Source organism: Kribbella ginsengisoli, from assembly GCF_039537185.1.
GTDB lineage: Bacteria > Actinomycetota > Actinomycetes > Propionibacteriales > Kribbellaceae > Kribbella > Kribbella koreensis.
Map to the genome: position 1 here is coordinate 196,301 of NZ_BAABAA010000005.1, position 15,191 is coordinate 211,491.

The 15,191-nt window shown below is 66.7% G+C and carries 13 protein-coding genes; 8 read left to right on the forward strand and 5 right to left on the reverse strand.

All coding sequences use genetic code 11. From position 1 onward, the window contains the following. Nucleotides 1-139 precede the first annotated feature (139 nt). Entirely contained in the window at nucleotides 140-1,951 is a 1,812-nt protein-coding gene (locus ABD768_RS19695; protein WP_344842568.1) for an exo-alpha-sialidase, read from the forward strand. An 8-nt stretch (nucleotides 1,952-1,959) separates the two neighbouring features. Here ABD768_RS19695 and ABD768_RS19700 read toward each other — a convergent pair whose 3' ends face one another. The 4 genes from ABD768_RS19700 to ABD768_RS19715 form a co-directional block, all read right to left on the reverse strand. Further along, nucleotides 1,960-2,862: a hypothetical protein gene (locus tag ABD768_RS19700; RefSeq protein ID WP_344842571.1), complete on the reverse strand. Its 903-nt coding sequence runs from the start codon at nucleotides 2,860-2,862 to the stop codon at nucleotides 1,960-1,962. Continuing rightward, a complete protein-coding gene (gene dgoD, locus ABD768_RS19705) occupies nucleotides 2,856-4,001 on the reverse strand; it encodes a galactonate dehydratase (protein ID WP_343964432.1) in 1,146 nt (381 codons plus the stop codon). Before dgoD ends, ABD768_RS19700 begins: the two co-directional genes overlap by 7 nt. Further along, nucleotides 3,998-4,723 (reverse strand): FadR/GntR family transcriptional regulator, encoded by a 726-nt coding sequence (locus tag ABD768_RS19710; RefSeq protein WP_344842574.1) that lies wholly within the window; start codon nucleotides 4,721-4,723, stop codon nucleotides 3,998-4,000. The genes dgoD and ABD768_RS19710 overlap by 4 nt, the downstream gene beginning before the upstream one ends. 100 nt (nucleotides 4,724-4,823) lie before the next feature. Continuing rightward, entirely contained in the window at nucleotides 4,824-5,582 is a 759-nt protein-coding gene (locus tag ABD768_RS19715) for an SDR family NAD(P)-dependent oxidoreductase (protein ID WP_344842577.1), read from the reverse strand. Nucleotides 5,583-5,709: 127 nt separating this feature from the next. On the opposite strand from ABD768_RS19715, the gene ABD768_RS19720 reads away from it, so the two are divergent. Genes ABD768_RS19720 through ABD768_RS19740 form a run of 5 tightly spaced genes read left to right on the forward strand, consistent with a single transcriptional unit; the run spans nucleotide 5,710 to nucleotide 12,963 of the window. Continuing rightward, nucleotides 5,710-6,999 carry an ABC transporter substrate-binding protein gene (locus tag ABD768_RS19720; RefSeq protein WP_344842580.1) on the forward strand — a complete coding sequence of 430 codons (1,290 nt, stop codon included), beginning with the start codon at nucleotides 5,710-5,712 and terminating at the stop codon, nucleotides 6,997-6,999. Further along, a complete protein-coding gene (locus ABD768_RS19725) occupies nucleotides 6,996-7,931 on the forward strand; it encodes a carbohydrate ABC transporter permease (protein WP_344842582.1) in 936 nt (311 codons plus the stop codon). The genes ABD768_RS19720 and ABD768_RS19725 overlap by 4 nt, the downstream gene beginning before the upstream one ends. Further along, the gene (locus tag ABD768_RS19730) at nucleotides 7,928-8,752 is read left to right on the forward strand and encodes a carbohydrate ABC transporter permease (protein WP_343964442.1); all 825 of its coding nucleotides are present in this window, start codon (nucleotides 7,928-7,930) and stop codon (nucleotides 8,750-8,752) included. The genes ABD768_RS19725 and ABD768_RS19730 overlap by 4 nt, the downstream gene beginning before the upstream one ends. Then, entirely contained in the window at nucleotides 8,749-10,863 is a 2,115-nt protein-coding gene (locus ABD768_RS19735; RefSeq protein ID WP_344842585.1) for an alpha-galactosidase, read from the forward strand. The genes ABD768_RS19730 and ABD768_RS19735 overlap by 4 nt, the downstream gene beginning before the upstream one ends. A 12-nt stretch (nucleotides 10,864-10,875) precedes the next feature. After that, the gene (locus tag ABD768_RS19740; RefSeq protein ID WP_344842588.1) at nucleotides 10,876-12,963 is read left to right on the forward strand and encodes an NPCBM/NEW2 domain-containing protein; all 2,088 of its coding nucleotides are present in this window, start codon (nucleotides 10,876-10,878) and stop codon (nucleotides 12,961-12,963) included. A gap of 132 nt (nucleotides 12,964-13,095) precedes the next feature. Here the strand turns inward: ABD768_RS19740 and ABD768_RS19745 are convergent, their stop codons facing one another. Next, nucleotides 13,096-13,488: a VOC family protein gene (locus ABD768_RS19745; RefSeq protein ID WP_344842591.1), complete on the reverse strand. Its 393-nt coding sequence runs from the start codon at nucleotides 13,486-13,488 to the stop codon at nucleotides 13,096-13,098. Nucleotides 13,489-13,542: 54 nt separating this feature from the next. On the opposite strand from ABD768_RS19745, the gene ABD768_RS19750 reads away from it, so the two are divergent. Together ABD768_RS19750 and ABD768_RS19755 are read left to right on the forward strand one after the other, a co-directional pair. After that, complete coding sequence (locus ABD768_RS19750) at nucleotides 13,543-14,478, forward strand: helix-turn-helix transcriptional regulator (RefSeq protein ID WP_344842594.1); 936 nt, start codon at nucleotides 13,543-13,545, stop codon at nucleotides 14,476-14,478. 97 nt (nucleotides 14,479-14,575) lie between these two features. Continuing rightward, nucleotides 14,576-15,127, forward strand: coding sequence for a serine hydrolase (locus ABD768_RS19755; RefSeq protein ID WP_344842597.1), 552 nt, complete (start codon nucleotides 14,576-14,578; stop codon nucleotides 15,125-15,127). Nucleotides 15,128-15,191 lie beyond the last annotated feature (64 nt).

Genomic DNA, 15,191 nt, shown 5'->3' on the forward strand with positions numbered 1-15,191 from the left:
CAGACATAGGACGTGGGATGTTCACCTTCCCAGGCGGCGGTTTTGTGGATAAATTACCGATCGAACAACCCGCTCCGTTGTTTACTTTCCGTTCACCGGAAGGCAGGTCCACGTACTCATGCCAAAATTCCGCCCCTTGATGGCATCCCTCGCCTTGCTGGTCGCCGGCCTTGTCGCCGTGCCGCAGCAGGCTCAGCCCGCCGAAGCCGCCGTGACCCAGACCGTCCTGTTCGACAAGGGCGGCGCCGGCTACGGCTGCTACCGAATCCCCGCCATCGTGCGCACCAAGCTCGGCACCCTGCTCGCGTTCGCCGAAGCCCGCCGTACCTGGTGCGCCGACTCGCAGGAGATCGACCTGGTCGTACGCCGGTCCGAAGACGACGGCCGTACCTGGTCCCCTCAGGAGATCGTCCTGTCCGGCACCGACTCCGACCCCAATGCCGTCGCCACCCGCGGCAATCCGACACCGATCGTCGACATGGACACCGGCCGGATCGTCCTGCTCACGACGATGGACCCGGGAACCTCGAGCAAACCCCGTACGCCGTACGTCCAGTACTCCGACGACGACGGCAAGACGTTCTCCGAGGCCAAGAACATCGGCTCCCAGATCGACGATCCGAGCTGGGGCTGGTACGCGACGGGCCCCGTGCACGGCATCCAGTTGACGCGAGGCGCGCACAAGGGCCGCCTGGTGGCCGGTACGAACTACGACGTCGCCGGCGACCCGAACGACCCTGATGACAACAAGGTCGCAGGCCAGTTGGTCTACAGCGATGACGGCGGCGACACCTGGCACAAGGGTGCGACCGATCTGCGCAGCGCCGCCGGTCTCCTTCCGCAGGAGATCAGCGTCGTGGAGAAGGTCGACGGCGGCATCTATGCGGGCGCCCGGAACAACAACGGCAGCGCCGGCAACAGTCGGGCGTTTGCCGTGAGCAACGATGGTGGTGAGACCTACGTTGCGCCGTACGCGAGTGTCCCGGGGCTGACGACGCCGACCGTCCAGGGGTCGTTGCTGCGGTTGCGGGCGACGGATCAGGGGGCGAAGTACAACCGGATCCTGTTCGCTTCGCCGGCTGATCCGGATCGTCGCCGGTACATGACGATCCGGTCGAGCTTCGACGAGGGGAAGACCTGGGAATCCGTTGCCGATGGCACCAGGATCACCAGTGACTGGTCGGGGTACTCCGACATGACCGTGCTCGATACCGGTGAGATCGGGTTGCTCTACGAGGGCGGCTCGGTGGATGCGCGGGATCAGATCCGGTTCGCGCGGTTCACCGAGACGGACATCGGGCTGCCGGACGGGCCGGCTGGGCCGACGACGCCGGATGTTTCCGGGCTGGGGAACAACGGGATTCTGCGCGGCGGTACGACCGTTGTCGCCGGGAAGTTCGGGCAGGCGCGGGATCTCGACGGGACGGATGACGCGATCCAGTTGCCGTTCGCCGAGTCGCTGGCTGTTGGAGCTGGAGACTTTACGGCTATGAGTTGGATAAAGTACGGGGCTCGTACTACTCCTCAGGCGATCTTCTGGGGGTACAACATCAATGAGTTCTCGCAGTTCTGGCTGCGGGCGGAGCCTGCGGATGCCCGGATCCGGGGGTTGATCACTACCGGCGGCAATACGGCAGTGGTCGCGACGGCCAAGGCGTACAACGACAACGCCTGGCATCACGTTGCGCTGCAGCGGAAGGGGTTGACGCTGTCGATCTGGGTCGATGGGGTTCAGGTCGCCAGTGTGGCGTCGCCGGCTGGGTCGGTCAGTCCGGGGCGGCCGTTCAAGATGTACGTCGGCCAGCGGATCGATGGTGCTCATCACTTCGACGGGTCGCTGGATGAGGTCCGGTTGTACAAGCGGGCGCTGACGGCGGCCGAGTTGGGCAGCATCCGGACCAGTAACGTCACGACGGTTCCGAACGTAGTACTCGACCTGCCGCTCGGGTAGGCCAGACATCAGACTGACCTGGCGGACACCACGAGCCGCCAGGTCAGCTCACCCGCCTCCGGTACGACGGCCGCGTCACCCGGCCCGGCCTCGTCCAGCCCGAAAACCCTGCCCAGCATCGGCTCCACACCCAAACTCCGGTACGGCGCCTCCGCCGGATACCCACCCAGGTTCCGCCACACCGCAGTCGAAACCGGTTGCCCGGGGCAACTGAGGTTGAAGTCCAATGCCAGTGGACCGTCCACGACGGATGCCGTTGGGCAGTCGATGAGGACGGCGCCAACTGCTGTTCCGTCGGATGGGCCGTAGGTGGCGAGGTCGAGTTCGGACCAGGTTTTGCTTTCGTTCCAGTTGGTGCCGTCCTGCGGGTAGAAGCGGCCGACTGCGTCGGCGGGTAGGTCGACGACGGTGCCGACCGAGCAGTCGAGGAGGGCGTGGGCGGCCCAGAGGAAGTGGTAGCCGGGTGGGGCGATCAGGCGGTAGTCGACCCAGATGGCGCCGGTTTCGTCCATTTCTGCAGGGGGTTCGCCGCCGTTGAAGCGGCGGAGGAGGACTGCTTCGGCGTGTTGGACGGCGTCCCAGTCTTCGTCTTCGTCGAGGGAGGACCAGGGTTGGTTCCAGAGGGCGCCGTGGTCGGGGAGGCCGCGGACGGTGGGGAAGCATTCGTCGAGACCGCCGACATCGACGTACGTCGTCAGACCGTCGCGGGGGCCGGAGAGCAGGCCGGGGCCGGACCAGAGCCATTCGCGGCCGCCGAGGATCAGCGACGTCCAGCGGCCACCGTCGTCCAGGTCGACCGCGACCTCGTTCGCCGGCAGGCCGGCCACCGAGGTCGGCAGGTCGGCCGTCGAGGTTGGCAGGTCGGCCGTCGAGGTTGGCAGGTCGGGACCGGGGCCGGGGGTGGTCACCATTCCGCGAAGGATCCGTCCTCTTGGGTCCAGATCGGGTTGCGCCAGGCGTGGCCCTTCTTGTCGGCGGCGCGGACTGCGTCTTCGTCGACGGTGATTCCCAGGCCGGGGAGGGGATTCCATTCGGCGTGGCCGTCGACCCAGGTGAAGGGGGTCGGGTCGGTCACGTAGGAGGTCAGGTCGCTGTCTGCGTTGTAGTGGATGCCGCGGCTCTGCTCCTGGATCAGGAAGTTGGGCGTGGCGAAGGAGACCTGCAACGAGGCCGCCAACGAGATCGGGCCGAGCGGGCAGTGCGGCGCCAGCAAAGCGCCGTGTGCCTCAGCCAGTACTGCGATCCGCCGCAACTCAGAAATCCCACCAGCATGCGAAACGTCGGGCTGGACCACCGCCACCCCCGCCTCCAGCGCCGGCATGAACTCCGACCGTCCGTACAACCGCTCACCCAAAGCCACCGGCACGGTCGACGCCGAGACCACCGACGCCAGGTGATGCAGATGCTCCGGCAGCACCGGCTCCTCGACAAACAGCGGATGCAACGGCTCAACCGCATGCAAGATCCGTCGGGCCGCAGCAACCCCGACCCGCCCATGCAGATCGATCGCCACATCCCGCGAATCACCCAGCACCGACCGAGCAGCCTCAAGCCGCGCGACAACAGACCGCACCTCAGCCAACGAAGGCGACGGCTGGATCCGCCCACTGGCGTTCATCTTCACCGCGGTCATCCCGGCCTCGACCTGCGCCGCGACCTGATCCGCGATCTCAGCCGGCTCATCTCCGCCGACCCAGGCATAAACCCGAGCCCGGTCCCGCACCCGCCCACCAAGCAGCGAGGCAACCGGCGCCCCATATACCTTCCCGGCAATGTCCCACAACGCATGATCGAGACCAGCCAGCGCGCTGCTCAGCACCGGCCCGCCGCGATAGAAGCCGCCCTTGGCCAAGATCTGCCAGTGCCGCTCGATCTGCAACGGATCCTGGCCGATCAGGTACTCCGACAGCACCTCGATCGCGGTCCGCACCACCTCGGCGCGCCCCTCGACCACCGGCTCGCCCCACCCGACGACGCCATCGCTGGTCTCGATCCGGCAGAACAGCCAGCGCGGTGCGACGAGGAACGTCTCGATCCGCTCGATCTTCACTTGCCACCCCGGCCGGTCGTCTTCCGTACTGCGGACAGGTCCTCAGCAGCCTTGGCCAGCAACTCGCGCATCGCCAGCTCGGCGCCCTCGGGGTCGTGCGCCCGTACCGCGTCCACCACGCGCGCGTGGCTCGGTACGGGATCGTCCGACGACTTCACCTTGTGCACCAGCCGATCGCGACCAGCCAGCCCGGTCTCGATGACGACCTCCATCTTGGTGAGCAACTCGTTGCCGGTGGCGGCGAGCAAAGCCTTGTGGAACGCGACATCCGCCTCGGCCGCATCGAGGTCGTTGGTCGCCGACGACATCGCGGCCAAGGCGGTGTCGAGCAGATCGATCTGCGCGTCAGAGGCCCGTACTGCGGCCAGCCGCGCGGCCGCCGGCTCGACGATGCCCCGTACTTCGTGCAGCTCCTCGAGCAGCTCCGGCCGGACGTCATCGTCATCGAAATGCCAGCGGATCATGTCCGCGTCGAGCAGGTTCCAGTCCGACCGCGGGCGGACGAACGTGCCGCGCTTCTGCCGCGCGTCGACCAGGCCCTTCGCGGTCAGCACCTTGAGCGCCTCGCGGACCGCGGTCAGGCTGACCCCGAGGTCTGCCTGCAGATCGGGCACGTTGATCGTCGACCCCTCGGGGATCTGCCCCGACAGGATGCGCTGCGCCATCACCTCCACGATCTGCCCGTGCAGTCCCCGCGATATCCCGCGCTGAATCCCCGTCACGCCGCTCTCCCCACTCCGCTGCTCGCGCGCTTCGCGCCGGACCTCACTGTCATCGGAGTTCCCGGCATCGCCGCGCCGTACTCCGGTACCGCCGTCTTCGTCATGCCGAGTCCTTGGCCGCGGCCCAGCCGCCGTCGACCAGCAGCTCGGCGCCGGTGATGAACGATGCCTGCCCGGACAGCAGGAACGCCACCGCCTGGGCCACCTCGTCCGGACGACCCAGCCGCCCGACGGCCGTGGCCTTCGCGCTCTGTGCCTTGCCTTCCGCTGTGACACGGTCCCACGCGGCGGTGTCGATCGGGCCCGGCAGCACCGTGTTGACCCGGATCGATCCGCCGTACTCGACGGCGAGTTGCCGGCCCAGTGCGAGCAGAGCGCCCTTGGATGCCGCGTACGCCGGATGGCCGGGGATGCCCGCGACCGCGTGCACCGACGAGACGAGCACCACCGATCCGCCGCGCGCGGCCAGGTCGGCGTACAGGATCTGGAAGGCGAGGAAGGCCGCGGTCAGGTTCACGTCGAGCTGGCGTTGCCACGACGCCGGCGGCAGTTCGTGCGCCGGCCGGACGTCGACCGTGTACGCGTTGCTGACGAGTCCGTCGATCGGGCCCAGCGCGTCGTGGCTTCGGGACCGGACCTCGTGCCAGGTGTCGGGGGAGGAGACGTCGCCGACGACCGCCAGCGCACGGCCCGGGACCTCCTTGCACGGTTGGAGATCGACCTGGACGACGCAAGCGCCCTCGTCGAGCAGCCGCTGCACGCAAGCAGCGCCGATACCCGTCGCGGCACCGGTCACCACGATCACCCGCTCAGCCAGCCGCACCAGAAGCCTCCCGATCTCCAACGATGAACGAGTCACTAGTTGACCGTGAGCAGGTAACCACGTCAAGCGATTTCATCGTAATTTACGAATTAATATTGACATGCTCGACGGACCGGCTGCAAGATCCTCGGCAGAACGAACCACTCAATCGACTGGAGTAGTCATGGCGGGTCTGGCAGCTGATCGGCGGACGTTCCTCAAGGGGCTCGGAGTACTCGGGGCGGCCACCCTGATCCCGGGTTGCGCCACCTCGACCTCGTCACCGGGCTCGGGTTCCAGTACCGGGGCGACCGGCAATCTCTCGCTGCAGTCCAACCTCTCCGCGGAGCAGGCGAAGGCCGCGATGGAGAAGCTGGTCGAGGCGTACAACAAGACCGGCGGCGCCACGGTCAAGCTCAACACCGTCGCGTCGGAGATCTACCGCACCCAGCTCCCGACGTACCTGACCTCGGCGAACCCGCCGGACGTCTACACCTGGTACGCCGGATCGGTCGCGGACTCCTACGCCAAGAAGGACCTGCTGCTCGACATCACCAGCGTCTGGGACACGATGGGCAACTACCCGGAGTCGATGAAGACGCTGTCCACCAGCAGCAACGGGCAGAAGATCTTCGTGCCGACCAGCTACTACTGGTGGGGCATGTTCTACCGCAAGTCGAACTTCGCCAAGTGGGGCGTGACGCCGCCGAAGACCTGGGACGAGTTCATCGCGGTCTGCAAGACGATCCAGTCCAAGGGCATCCCGCCGATCGGCATCGGCCTCGGCGACACCCCGTGGGTCGCGTCGGCGTGGTTCGACTACCTCGACATCCGGATCAACGGCGCGCCGTTCCACCGCGACCTGCTGGCCGGCCGCGGCCGGTTCGACGACCCGAAGGTCAAGGCCGTCTTCACCAAGTGGCAGGAAGTGCTTCCGTACTTCGACCCGAAGGGCAAGTCGTTCCCCTTCCAGGAGGCGACCTCGGCGCTGCTCGGTGGCAAGACCGGGATGTTCCTGATCGGCACCTTCTTCGCCGACTCGGCCCCGAAGGACGCCCTCGACGACATCGACTTCTTCCAGTTCCCGATCATCGACCCGTCCGTACCGGTCGCCGAAGAGGCCCCGACCGACGGCTACTTCGCCTCCAAGAAGGCCAAGGACCCCGAAGGCGTGAAGAAGTTCCTCACCTGGCTGGCCACGCCCGAGGCGCAGAACATCTACGTCGAGAGCTCCTCCGGTACGGCGATCCCGGCGAACCCGCTGGGCAAATCGGCCGACACCGCGCTGGTGAAGAAGGGCAAGGCGATGATCGAGGGCGCGAAGGAGCTGACCCAGTTCTTCAACCGTGACTCCAGCGACGCGCTGCAGCCGACCGCCGACGCCGCGCTGACCAAGTTCATGGACAAGCCGGACCAGATCGACAAGATCCTCAAGGACTGGCAGGCGGCGGCCGAGAAAGTGTTCAAGGCGTGACCGCAACCACGGTGGAACCGGAGTCGCCGCCCAGGGCGCCGGCCGGATCGGGACGCGCTGAGCGACGCCCCTGGCGAGTGTCGCCGTTGATCCTGGCGTTCGTCTTCGTTCCGTTCGCGGTCGAGGCGGTGTGGGTGTTCTGGCCCGCACTGCAGGGGTTCTGGTTGTCGCTGACGAACTGGGACGGGTTGTCGGCGCCGAAGTTCGTCGGCTTCGGCAACTTCGCGGACATGTTCTCCGACCCGATCTTCAAGACGGCGCTGAAGAACACGGCCATCTGGCTGGTGCTGTTCGGTGGGCTCAGTGTCATCGGTGGGTTCGGCATGGCGATGCTCCTGCAGAAGGAGCGTCGCGGTGTCGGCATCTACCGGGCGGCGCTGTTCACTCCGGTGGTCTTCTCGCTGGTCGTCACCGCGCTGATCTGGCGGGTCTTCTACCAGCCGGACGGCCTGATCGATTCGATCCTTCGCGGCATCGGCCTCGAGAGCTGGATCCATCCCTGGCTCGCTGATCCGGACACTGCCCTGTACGCCGTAATCCTGCCGGCTCTGTGGAGGCAGATCGGGTACGTGATGGTGCTGTATCTGGCCGGGCTGAAGGCAGTCGATCCGGCTCTCTACGAAGCGGCTCGCGTCGATGGCGCGTCCGCCTGGCAGCGGACCCGGTACGTGACGATCCCGCAGCTCAAGGGCGTGAACTCGGTCGTGCTGTCGGTGATCGTGATCGACTCGCTACGTTCCTTCGACATCGTCTGGTCGATGACGAAGGGCGGGCCGTACCACTCGTCCGAGCTGCTCAGCACGTACATGTACTCGACCGCGTTCCAGTCCACCCAACTGGGCTACGCGTCGGCGATCGCCGTGGTGATCTTCATCCTCGCGCTCGCCGTCATCCTCGGCTATCTGATCCGCGCCTTCCGGGAGGAGACATGACGAACCGCTTCAAGACCGGTGGGTACCACGTGGCGATGAGCATCGTCTCGTTCCTGTGGATCGCGCCGATTCTGTGGGTGGTCGTGATCTCGCTGCGGAGCTTCGACGATGTGGCGGCCAATGGGCTCGGGTCGTTGCCGCATTCGTTCACGTTCTCGACGTACAAGTCGGCCTGGCAGGACGCGGACGAGTTCCGGGCGCTGATGAACTCGTTGGGGGTGACGATCCCGGCGGTGATCCTGAGTCTTGGGTTGGCTTCGATCGCGGCGTACGGGTTGGCTCGGTACAACATCCCGTTCCGGCGGACGGTGTTGTTGCTGATGCTGATGGGGAACTTGCTGCCGCCGCAGATCTTGCTGATCCCGATCTCGCGGTTCGTCGAGCTGACTGGGTATTACGACACGTTGTATGCGTTGATCGCGGTGCACGTCGGGTTTGGGCTTGGGTTCTACACCTTTGTCTTGCACGGCTTCATGCGTGACCTGCCGCGGGAGATTCAGGAGGCGGCCACGATCGATGGTGCCGGGCCGGGGAAGATCTATGCCAGCGTGATCCTGCCGCTCACGCGGCCGGCGATGGCGGCGCTCGGTGCTCTGTCCTTCACCTGGATCTTCAACGATCTGCTCTGGTCGATCACGGTGATCCGGTCCGGCGAGAAGATGCCGGTCACGCCGGCGCTGCTCGGTCTGCAGGGGCTGTTCGTCTCGTCTTGGAACGTGATTGCCGCAGGCACCGTTATTGCGGCCGTCCCGACCCTTGCGGTCTTCTTGAAGTTCCAGAAGCACTTCGTCTCGGGACTCGCGATCGGAGCCGTCAAGTGACCCGATGGACGTTGCGCGGAGCAACCACCTCGTACGCCGTGGAGGTCCCGTCGCATGGCCAGTGGGCGGCCCTGGTCGCCTGGGGTCCGCACGCTGTAGCGGACGGCCCGTCGCTCCTCGCCCCGGTCGGCACCGAACACTTCATCCCTCGCGCTGACGTGGAGCCGCTGGAGTACGCCACCCGAGGCGTCCGCTACACCGCCCCGACCGACCTGGTGGTCGTCGGCCCAGACGGCTCGGACGAGCTACGCCCGCTCTTCGTAGGCGCGAGCGGATCCGCCACAGCCGAGACCTCCTCGTACGACCCAACCCACGCCACTGGAGCGCAGCACGGCTCTCCCTCCGCCCTCCGGCCCGTCGCCGCCGGAGGCGGGGACTGGCTGGAGTTGGCGTTCGTTGACGACCTCCGCGAAGTGCGTGTGGTCCTGCACTACCGGATTCCCGCGGGACTCGATGTTGTTGAGCGGTGGGTTTCCGTGCACAACCTTGGCGGCGAGGAACTGACGCTTCGGCAGCATGCGTCTGCGGGGTTTGTCGTGCCGACCAGCAACGGGGCTGTTGTCAGGTACTTGTGGGGGGAGTGGAACAGCGAGTTCCAGCGAGGGGCTGTTGAGTTGCGGCGGGGGCGGTTCTCCGTCGACAGCCGGCAGGGGATTACCGGGCATTCGTACTCGCCATTTCTGTCCGTTGCCGACTTGGAAGATCCAGCCGGTACTACGTGGGGCGTACAGCTCGCGTGGTCGGGGAGCTGGGAGTTGAGCGCGGACGTCGACACCACCGGGCAGACCCGGATTCAGGCGGGCCGGGCTCCGTCCAGCCTCGGGCTCGCTCTTGCCCCGGGATCCAGCTGGGTCTCCCCGGTGGCGGTCGGCGGGTGTAGTACCGAGGGTGTCGACGGATTGGCGCGGGTCTTCCATGCCTACCAGCGGACCTTCTCGCGGGGATTGCCGCAGAAGGTCTTGTACAACTCGTGGTTCGCGACCGAGTTCGACGTACGGGCCGCGCACCAGCTCGAGCTGGCCAAGCGCGCGGTGCGGGCCGGGGTCGAGACGTTCGTCGTCGACGACGGGTGGTTTGTCGGGCGGTCGGATGACACCGGCGGGCTGGGGGACTGGGATGTCGATCCGGCGGCCTTTCCTAGCGGCCTCGGCGCATTCATCGACGACCTGAAGGAGCTCGGACTCGGGTTCGGCCTGTGGGTGGAGCCTGAGTCGGTCAGTCCGTCGTCGGAGTTGGCGGCCAAGCATCCCGAGTGGATCCTGCAGACGCCGGGTCGCGAGCCGCTGCTGGTTCGCAATCAGTTGCTGCTCGATCTGAGTCGGGACGATGTCGCCGAGTGGATCTGGGAGACGCTCGACCGGCTGCTTTCGTCGTACGAGATCAGCTATCTCAAGTGGGACGCGAACCGGCCCCGGCTCGACGCCGGGGATCAGCGGCGCGATCTCGACGGCAGGGTCGTCGAGAACCTCTACAAGATCCTCGACCGGCTCCGCGCCGAGCACCCGCAAGTAGTCGTCGAAGGATGCGCCGGCGGAGGTGCGCGGGTCGATCTCGGCATGGCTGCTCGCGTCGACACGCTCTGGCCGAGTGACAACACCGCGCCGCTCGATCGGTTGAGCATCCAGCGTGGGTTCCTGACCGGGTACTCGCCGCACCTGATGAGCTCGTGGGTGACGGACGCCGAGGGGACTCATGACGGGCGCGAGCGGTCGCTCGACTTCCGGTTCCATGTCGCGATGGCCGGCGGGCTCGGGATCGGCGCGGATCTGTCGCGCTGGACCGACGAGCAGTTGGCGACGGCGGCGCGGCACGTTGCGCAGTACAAGGAAATCCGTGATGTGGTTGCTCACGGCAAGGTTTATCAGCTTGCCGAGGGCACTCAGTACGTAGCAGAAGACCGGAGCGTCGTGTTCTTGTGGAACACGGGCGACGGCAACGTCCGCGGCACTCTGCCGACGCGACCCCGTGGGATCCCGCTCGTTCAGCTGGATCCTGCCAAGAACTACCGGGTGGGAACTGAGGTCTACCCGGGCAGCTACCTGCTGCAGGTCGGCGTCCCCCGGGATGACTCGACCGATTCGCAATGCCTGGTCATCACCCCGTCCAACTAAAAGGATGAAGACGTGAAACGACTATCCGCCCTGCTCGGCGGCGCGCTCTCGGCGGTCCTGGTGACCGCCGCGGTCGCGACCACCGCAGCAGCCACGACCACCAGCGCCACGCCCCAAGCAGCCGCCACCACATCCCCGGTACTCAGCCCCACGCCGTACATGGGATGGAACACGTACTACGGCCTCGGCGGCGACTTCACCGAGACGACCATCCGCTCCGTCGCCGACTCCATGGTCAGCCGCGGCCTGAAGAAGGCCGGCTACGACATCGTCTGGCTCGACGGCGGCTGGCAGGCCGACGAGTCGCGCAGCGCGGCGGGCGACCTGGTCCCCAACCCGGCCAAGTTCCCGAACGGGCTCAAGCCGCTCGTCGACTACATCCACAGCAAGGGCCTGAAGGCAGGCATCTACACCGACGCCGGCCCGTACATCCCGGGCAAGTGTGGTCTCGGTAGCGGCGGGTATTACCAGCACGACGCGGACACCTTCGCTGCTTGGGGTTTCGACGCGGTCAAGGTCGACTACCTCTGCGGTATCGCCGCGAACCTCGACCCGAAGACGGTCTTCACCGAGTTCGCCAACGCGTTGCACAACAACGCGAGTCACCGGCCGCTGATCTTCAACCTCTGCAACCCGGTGACGTCGCCGGACTGGGGCAACTACCCCGAGTCGCAGCAGTCGATCAACTCCTGGTCGTACGCGCCGGGGATCGCGCAGTCGTGGCGGACGTACACCGATGTCGGCTTCCAGGGCGACATCAAGTTCAAGGACGTCCTGCGCAACTACGACGCGAACGCCCGGCACCCCGAGGTCGTCAAGCCCGGCGCGTTCAGTGACCCGGACTACCTGGCGCCTGAGCTTGGAATGTCCGACGAGGAGTTTCGTACGCAGCTGACGCTGTGGTCGGTTGCGGCCGCTCCGCTCGTTGTGGGTAGCGACATTCGCAAGCTGAGCGCGACCACGATCGGCATGCTGACCGACCCCGATGTCATCGCGATCAACCAGGACAAGGCGGCCGTACAAGCGGTGCGTGTTGGTGCGGCCGGTACTACGGAGACGTGGGTCAAGCGTCTTGCGGACGGCAGCCGCGCGGTCGTACTGCTCAACCGTGGCGACAGCGCGAAGACCCTCACCACGACCGCCTCGGCAGTCGGTCTGCAGGGTGGTCGTTTCACGCTGAAGAACGCTTGGACCAACGCGGTCACCGAAAGCGCCGGCACGATCAGCGCCGCCGTACCGGCTCACGGTACTGCCCTGTTCCGGGTCAGCCCGGCAGTTGGTGTCCCGGGCATCCCGCACGTCACGGCCGGCATCCCGCAGGTCACCCAGGTCGGCACGCAGGTGCTTCCGGAAGGCAGCGCTCCCGTTGTCGCCGGTGGCGACGAGCTGCGGGCAGAGGTTGCCGTGCGCAACGACGGTGTGCTTCCGGTCTTCAAGCCGACCGTCGCGCTGACCGCCGCTGCTGGTTGGACGGTCACTCCGGTCGGCAAGGCTCCGGCGTTGCTGGCTCCCGGCCAGAAGACCACTTTGGCCTTCAAGGTGACGCTGCCGGCGACGGCGGTTGCGGGGAACGCGTCGCTGACCGCGACCACGCAGTACGAGACTCTTGGGTATGGCAAGCAGCAGCAGGTGACGGTGTCGCCGCTGGTCATCGCGCCGGTGCCGCCGGACGGGGTCGCGGCGCTCTCGCACCACCCCTGGATCAGCGCGACCAGCGGCTGGATGTCGCCGACGGTCGATGAGAGTGTCGGCGGCGGTTCGCCGATCAGCCTGGTCAGCCAGACGTATCCGACGGGTATCGGCGTCGCTTCGCCGTCGCTGGTCCGGTACTACGTCGGGCAGCAGTGCACCAAGTTCACGGCGACTGTCGGGATCGATGACGCGGTGCGGAACGTCGGGCCGGAGGGCGGGACCTCGACCTTCCAGGTGATCGGTGACGGCAAGGTGCTGTTCGACTCCGGGGTCGTCGATCGCGATCACCCGAAGCCGGTCGATGTCGACCTCACCGGCGTACGGGTCCTCGACCTGGTGGTCAGCGACGCCGGCGACGGCGGCTACAACGACCGCGCCGACTGGGCAGCGCCGACGGCCACCTGCTGAGGCTGAAGTACAGGGGGCAGATCGCCTACGCGGTCTGCCCCTTCCGGTGGGGCGTCCCGATCGACAGGACATAGTCGGTGGTCCGCCCGTTCGCCACGCTCACGGAGGCGCCGGTGGAGCCTGATCGAAGGACTATGTCCTGTCGGTCGGGACGGAGCCGGGCGGGGTGAAGAGGTTGACCAGGTTGCCGTCGGGGTCGCGGAAGAGCAGGGAGCGGTTGCCCCAGGGCATGGTGGTCGGCTTCTGGACGAACTCGAGGTCGCTGAGCCGTTCGTACTCGGCGTCGACATCCTCGACCTGGAACTCCAGGAACGCCGTGTGGTTGGCGGCGGGGCGGACGACGTCTTCGCCGTACAGCTTCGTGGTCAGGTCGCTGCTGGAGATGGCGAAGGTGCCGGCGTTGGTGCGGAACTCGGCGAACACCGGCGCCGGGCGGCTCGCGGTGAGGCCGGTGACGTGTTCGTAGAAGGCGGTCAGGCGGTCGAGGTTGTCGGTGACGATGCGGACTGAGGCGAAGGTTGTCATGTCGTCGACGGTAGAGGTGATACCGGACAGGATCCGCCCGGTATTCTTCTCGGTGTGACGAGGCCGACTTCGCGGGTGCTGGCGCTGCTGGAGTTGCTCCAGGGCGGTGGCACGCGGCGGGTCGGAGATCTGGCCGAGCGGCTCGGCGTCGACGAGCGGACGGTACGCCGGTACGCCGAGCATCTCGTCGAGCTCGACATCCCGGTCCGCTCGGTGCGCGGCCGCTACGGCGGCTACCGACTCGCCCCCGGCTACCGGATGCCACCGCTGATGCTCACGGACGACGAAGCGGTCGCCGTCGCCCTTGGCCTGGTGGTTGGCCGTCGGGCGGGATTGGTACCGGAGTCGCACGCCTCCGAGAGCGCGCTGGCAAAACTCCGTCGAGTGCTCCCAACCCGATTGGCCGATCGACTCGGCGCGTTGCTCGCCACCTCATCGTTCACCGCTCCGCCGCGATCCACCACGGCCGTCGACACCGACCTCCTACTGACCATCGCCGAGGCCGCCCGCGACCGCCGGACCGTTGAGATCACCTACGTCGACAGGCGCAGCATCAGCACCACCCGCACGATCGCACCGGATGGAGTGGTCGGCCATGCCGGCCATTGGTACGTCGCCACCCATGACCGCACCTTCCGCCTGGATCGCATCACATCAGCATCGTTGCTAGCAGCAACCATCTCCGAGCCTGCTCCCGCGGACCTGCCGAGCACCGTCCTGAGGTCACTGGCAACCGCGCCCTGGGCCCACAAGATCTCAGTACGAGTTCAAGGCTCGGTCGACGACGTCCAACGCAAGCTCCCACTCGGCCTCGCCCTTATCACCCCGCTTGATGCCGAGGTGCGGGTTGAGTTTTGGGCTGAGCGGTTGGATTGGGTGCCGGCGTTGCTGGCGGGGCTTGATCGGCCGTTTGTGGTTGAGGAGCCGCTGGAGTTGCGGCGGCTGGTGGCTGAGTTGGGCGCTCGGCTTGTTGATTGGGCTGATGGTTGAGTCTGCTCTACCTCGGAACGGGTGTGAGGGTGACTGTGCTCGTCCTCGGCGCTGCCTAGCTTGAGGAGGACCGTTCAAGCTAGGCAGGGAGATGATGATGACGAACTGTCCGAGGGGTGTGCTGACAGCGATCTTGGGTGCGGCGCTGGTGACAACCGCGCTGGCGACGACAGCAGTGGCGACGACCCCACCGGCGACGACCCCACCGGCGACGGCCGCGTTGGCGGCGAGCGCGCCGGTCGGTGGCGCATCGGTCGCGCGGGCCGGCGGCGAGTTGCAGCGGGATGTTGACGCGATTCGTGCGACGGGGGCGGTCGGCGTACAGGCTCGGGTTTCGAACAGGTCTGGGACGACGACGGCGGTGAGTGGGGTGGCTGATCTGCGGACCGGGGCGCCGGTACCGGCGAACGGGTTCTTCCGGACTGGTAGCAGTACGAAGACGTTCGTGGCGACGGTGATCCTGCAGCTGGTCGGAGAGCGGAAGGTTTCGCTGGACGACTCGGTGGAGCGGTGGTTGCCGGGTGTTGTCCGAGGCAACGGCAACGACGGGCGCCGAATCACCGAACGCCAAGACTCCGTCGCCAACGTCATCGCCCAAGACAAAGCCACCGGAGCCCTGATCGACCACGCCCTCTGCACCAACCACTGATGGCGGATGGAGCCGGGCGGCTGTGGTGGGCTGGGTGTTCAAGGTCGCCGGATCCGGTTGACGA

What these genes read in the sequence shown, in the direction of transcription:
- ABD768_RS19730 (WP_343964442.1), top strand. Translation starts at nt 7,928, where the DNA reads ATGACGAACCGCTTCAAGACCGGTGGGTACCACGTGGCGATGAGCATC.
- ABD768_RS19745 (WP_344842591.1), bottom strand. Translation starts at nt 13,488, where the DNA reads ATGACAACCTTCGCCTCAGTCCGCATCGTCACCGACAACCTCGACCGC.
- ABD768_RS19755 (WP_344842597.1), top strand. Translation starts at nt 14,576, where the DNA reads ATGACGAACTGTCCGAGGGGTGTGCTGACAGCGATCTTGGGTGCGGCG.
- ABD768_RS19700 (WP_344842571.1), bottom strand. Translation starts at nt 2,862, where the DNA reads ATGGTGACCACCCCCGGCCCCGGTCCCGACCTGCCAACCTCGACGGCC.
- ABD768_RS19695 (WP_344842568.1), top strand. Translation starts at nt 140, where the DNA reads ATGGCATCCCTCGCCTTGCTGGTCGCCGGCCTTGTCGCCGTGCCGCAG.
- ABD768_RS19720 (WP_344842580.1), top strand. Translation starts at nt 5,710, where the DNA reads ATGGCGGGTCTGGCAGCTGATCGGCGGACGTTCCTCAAGGGGCTCGGA.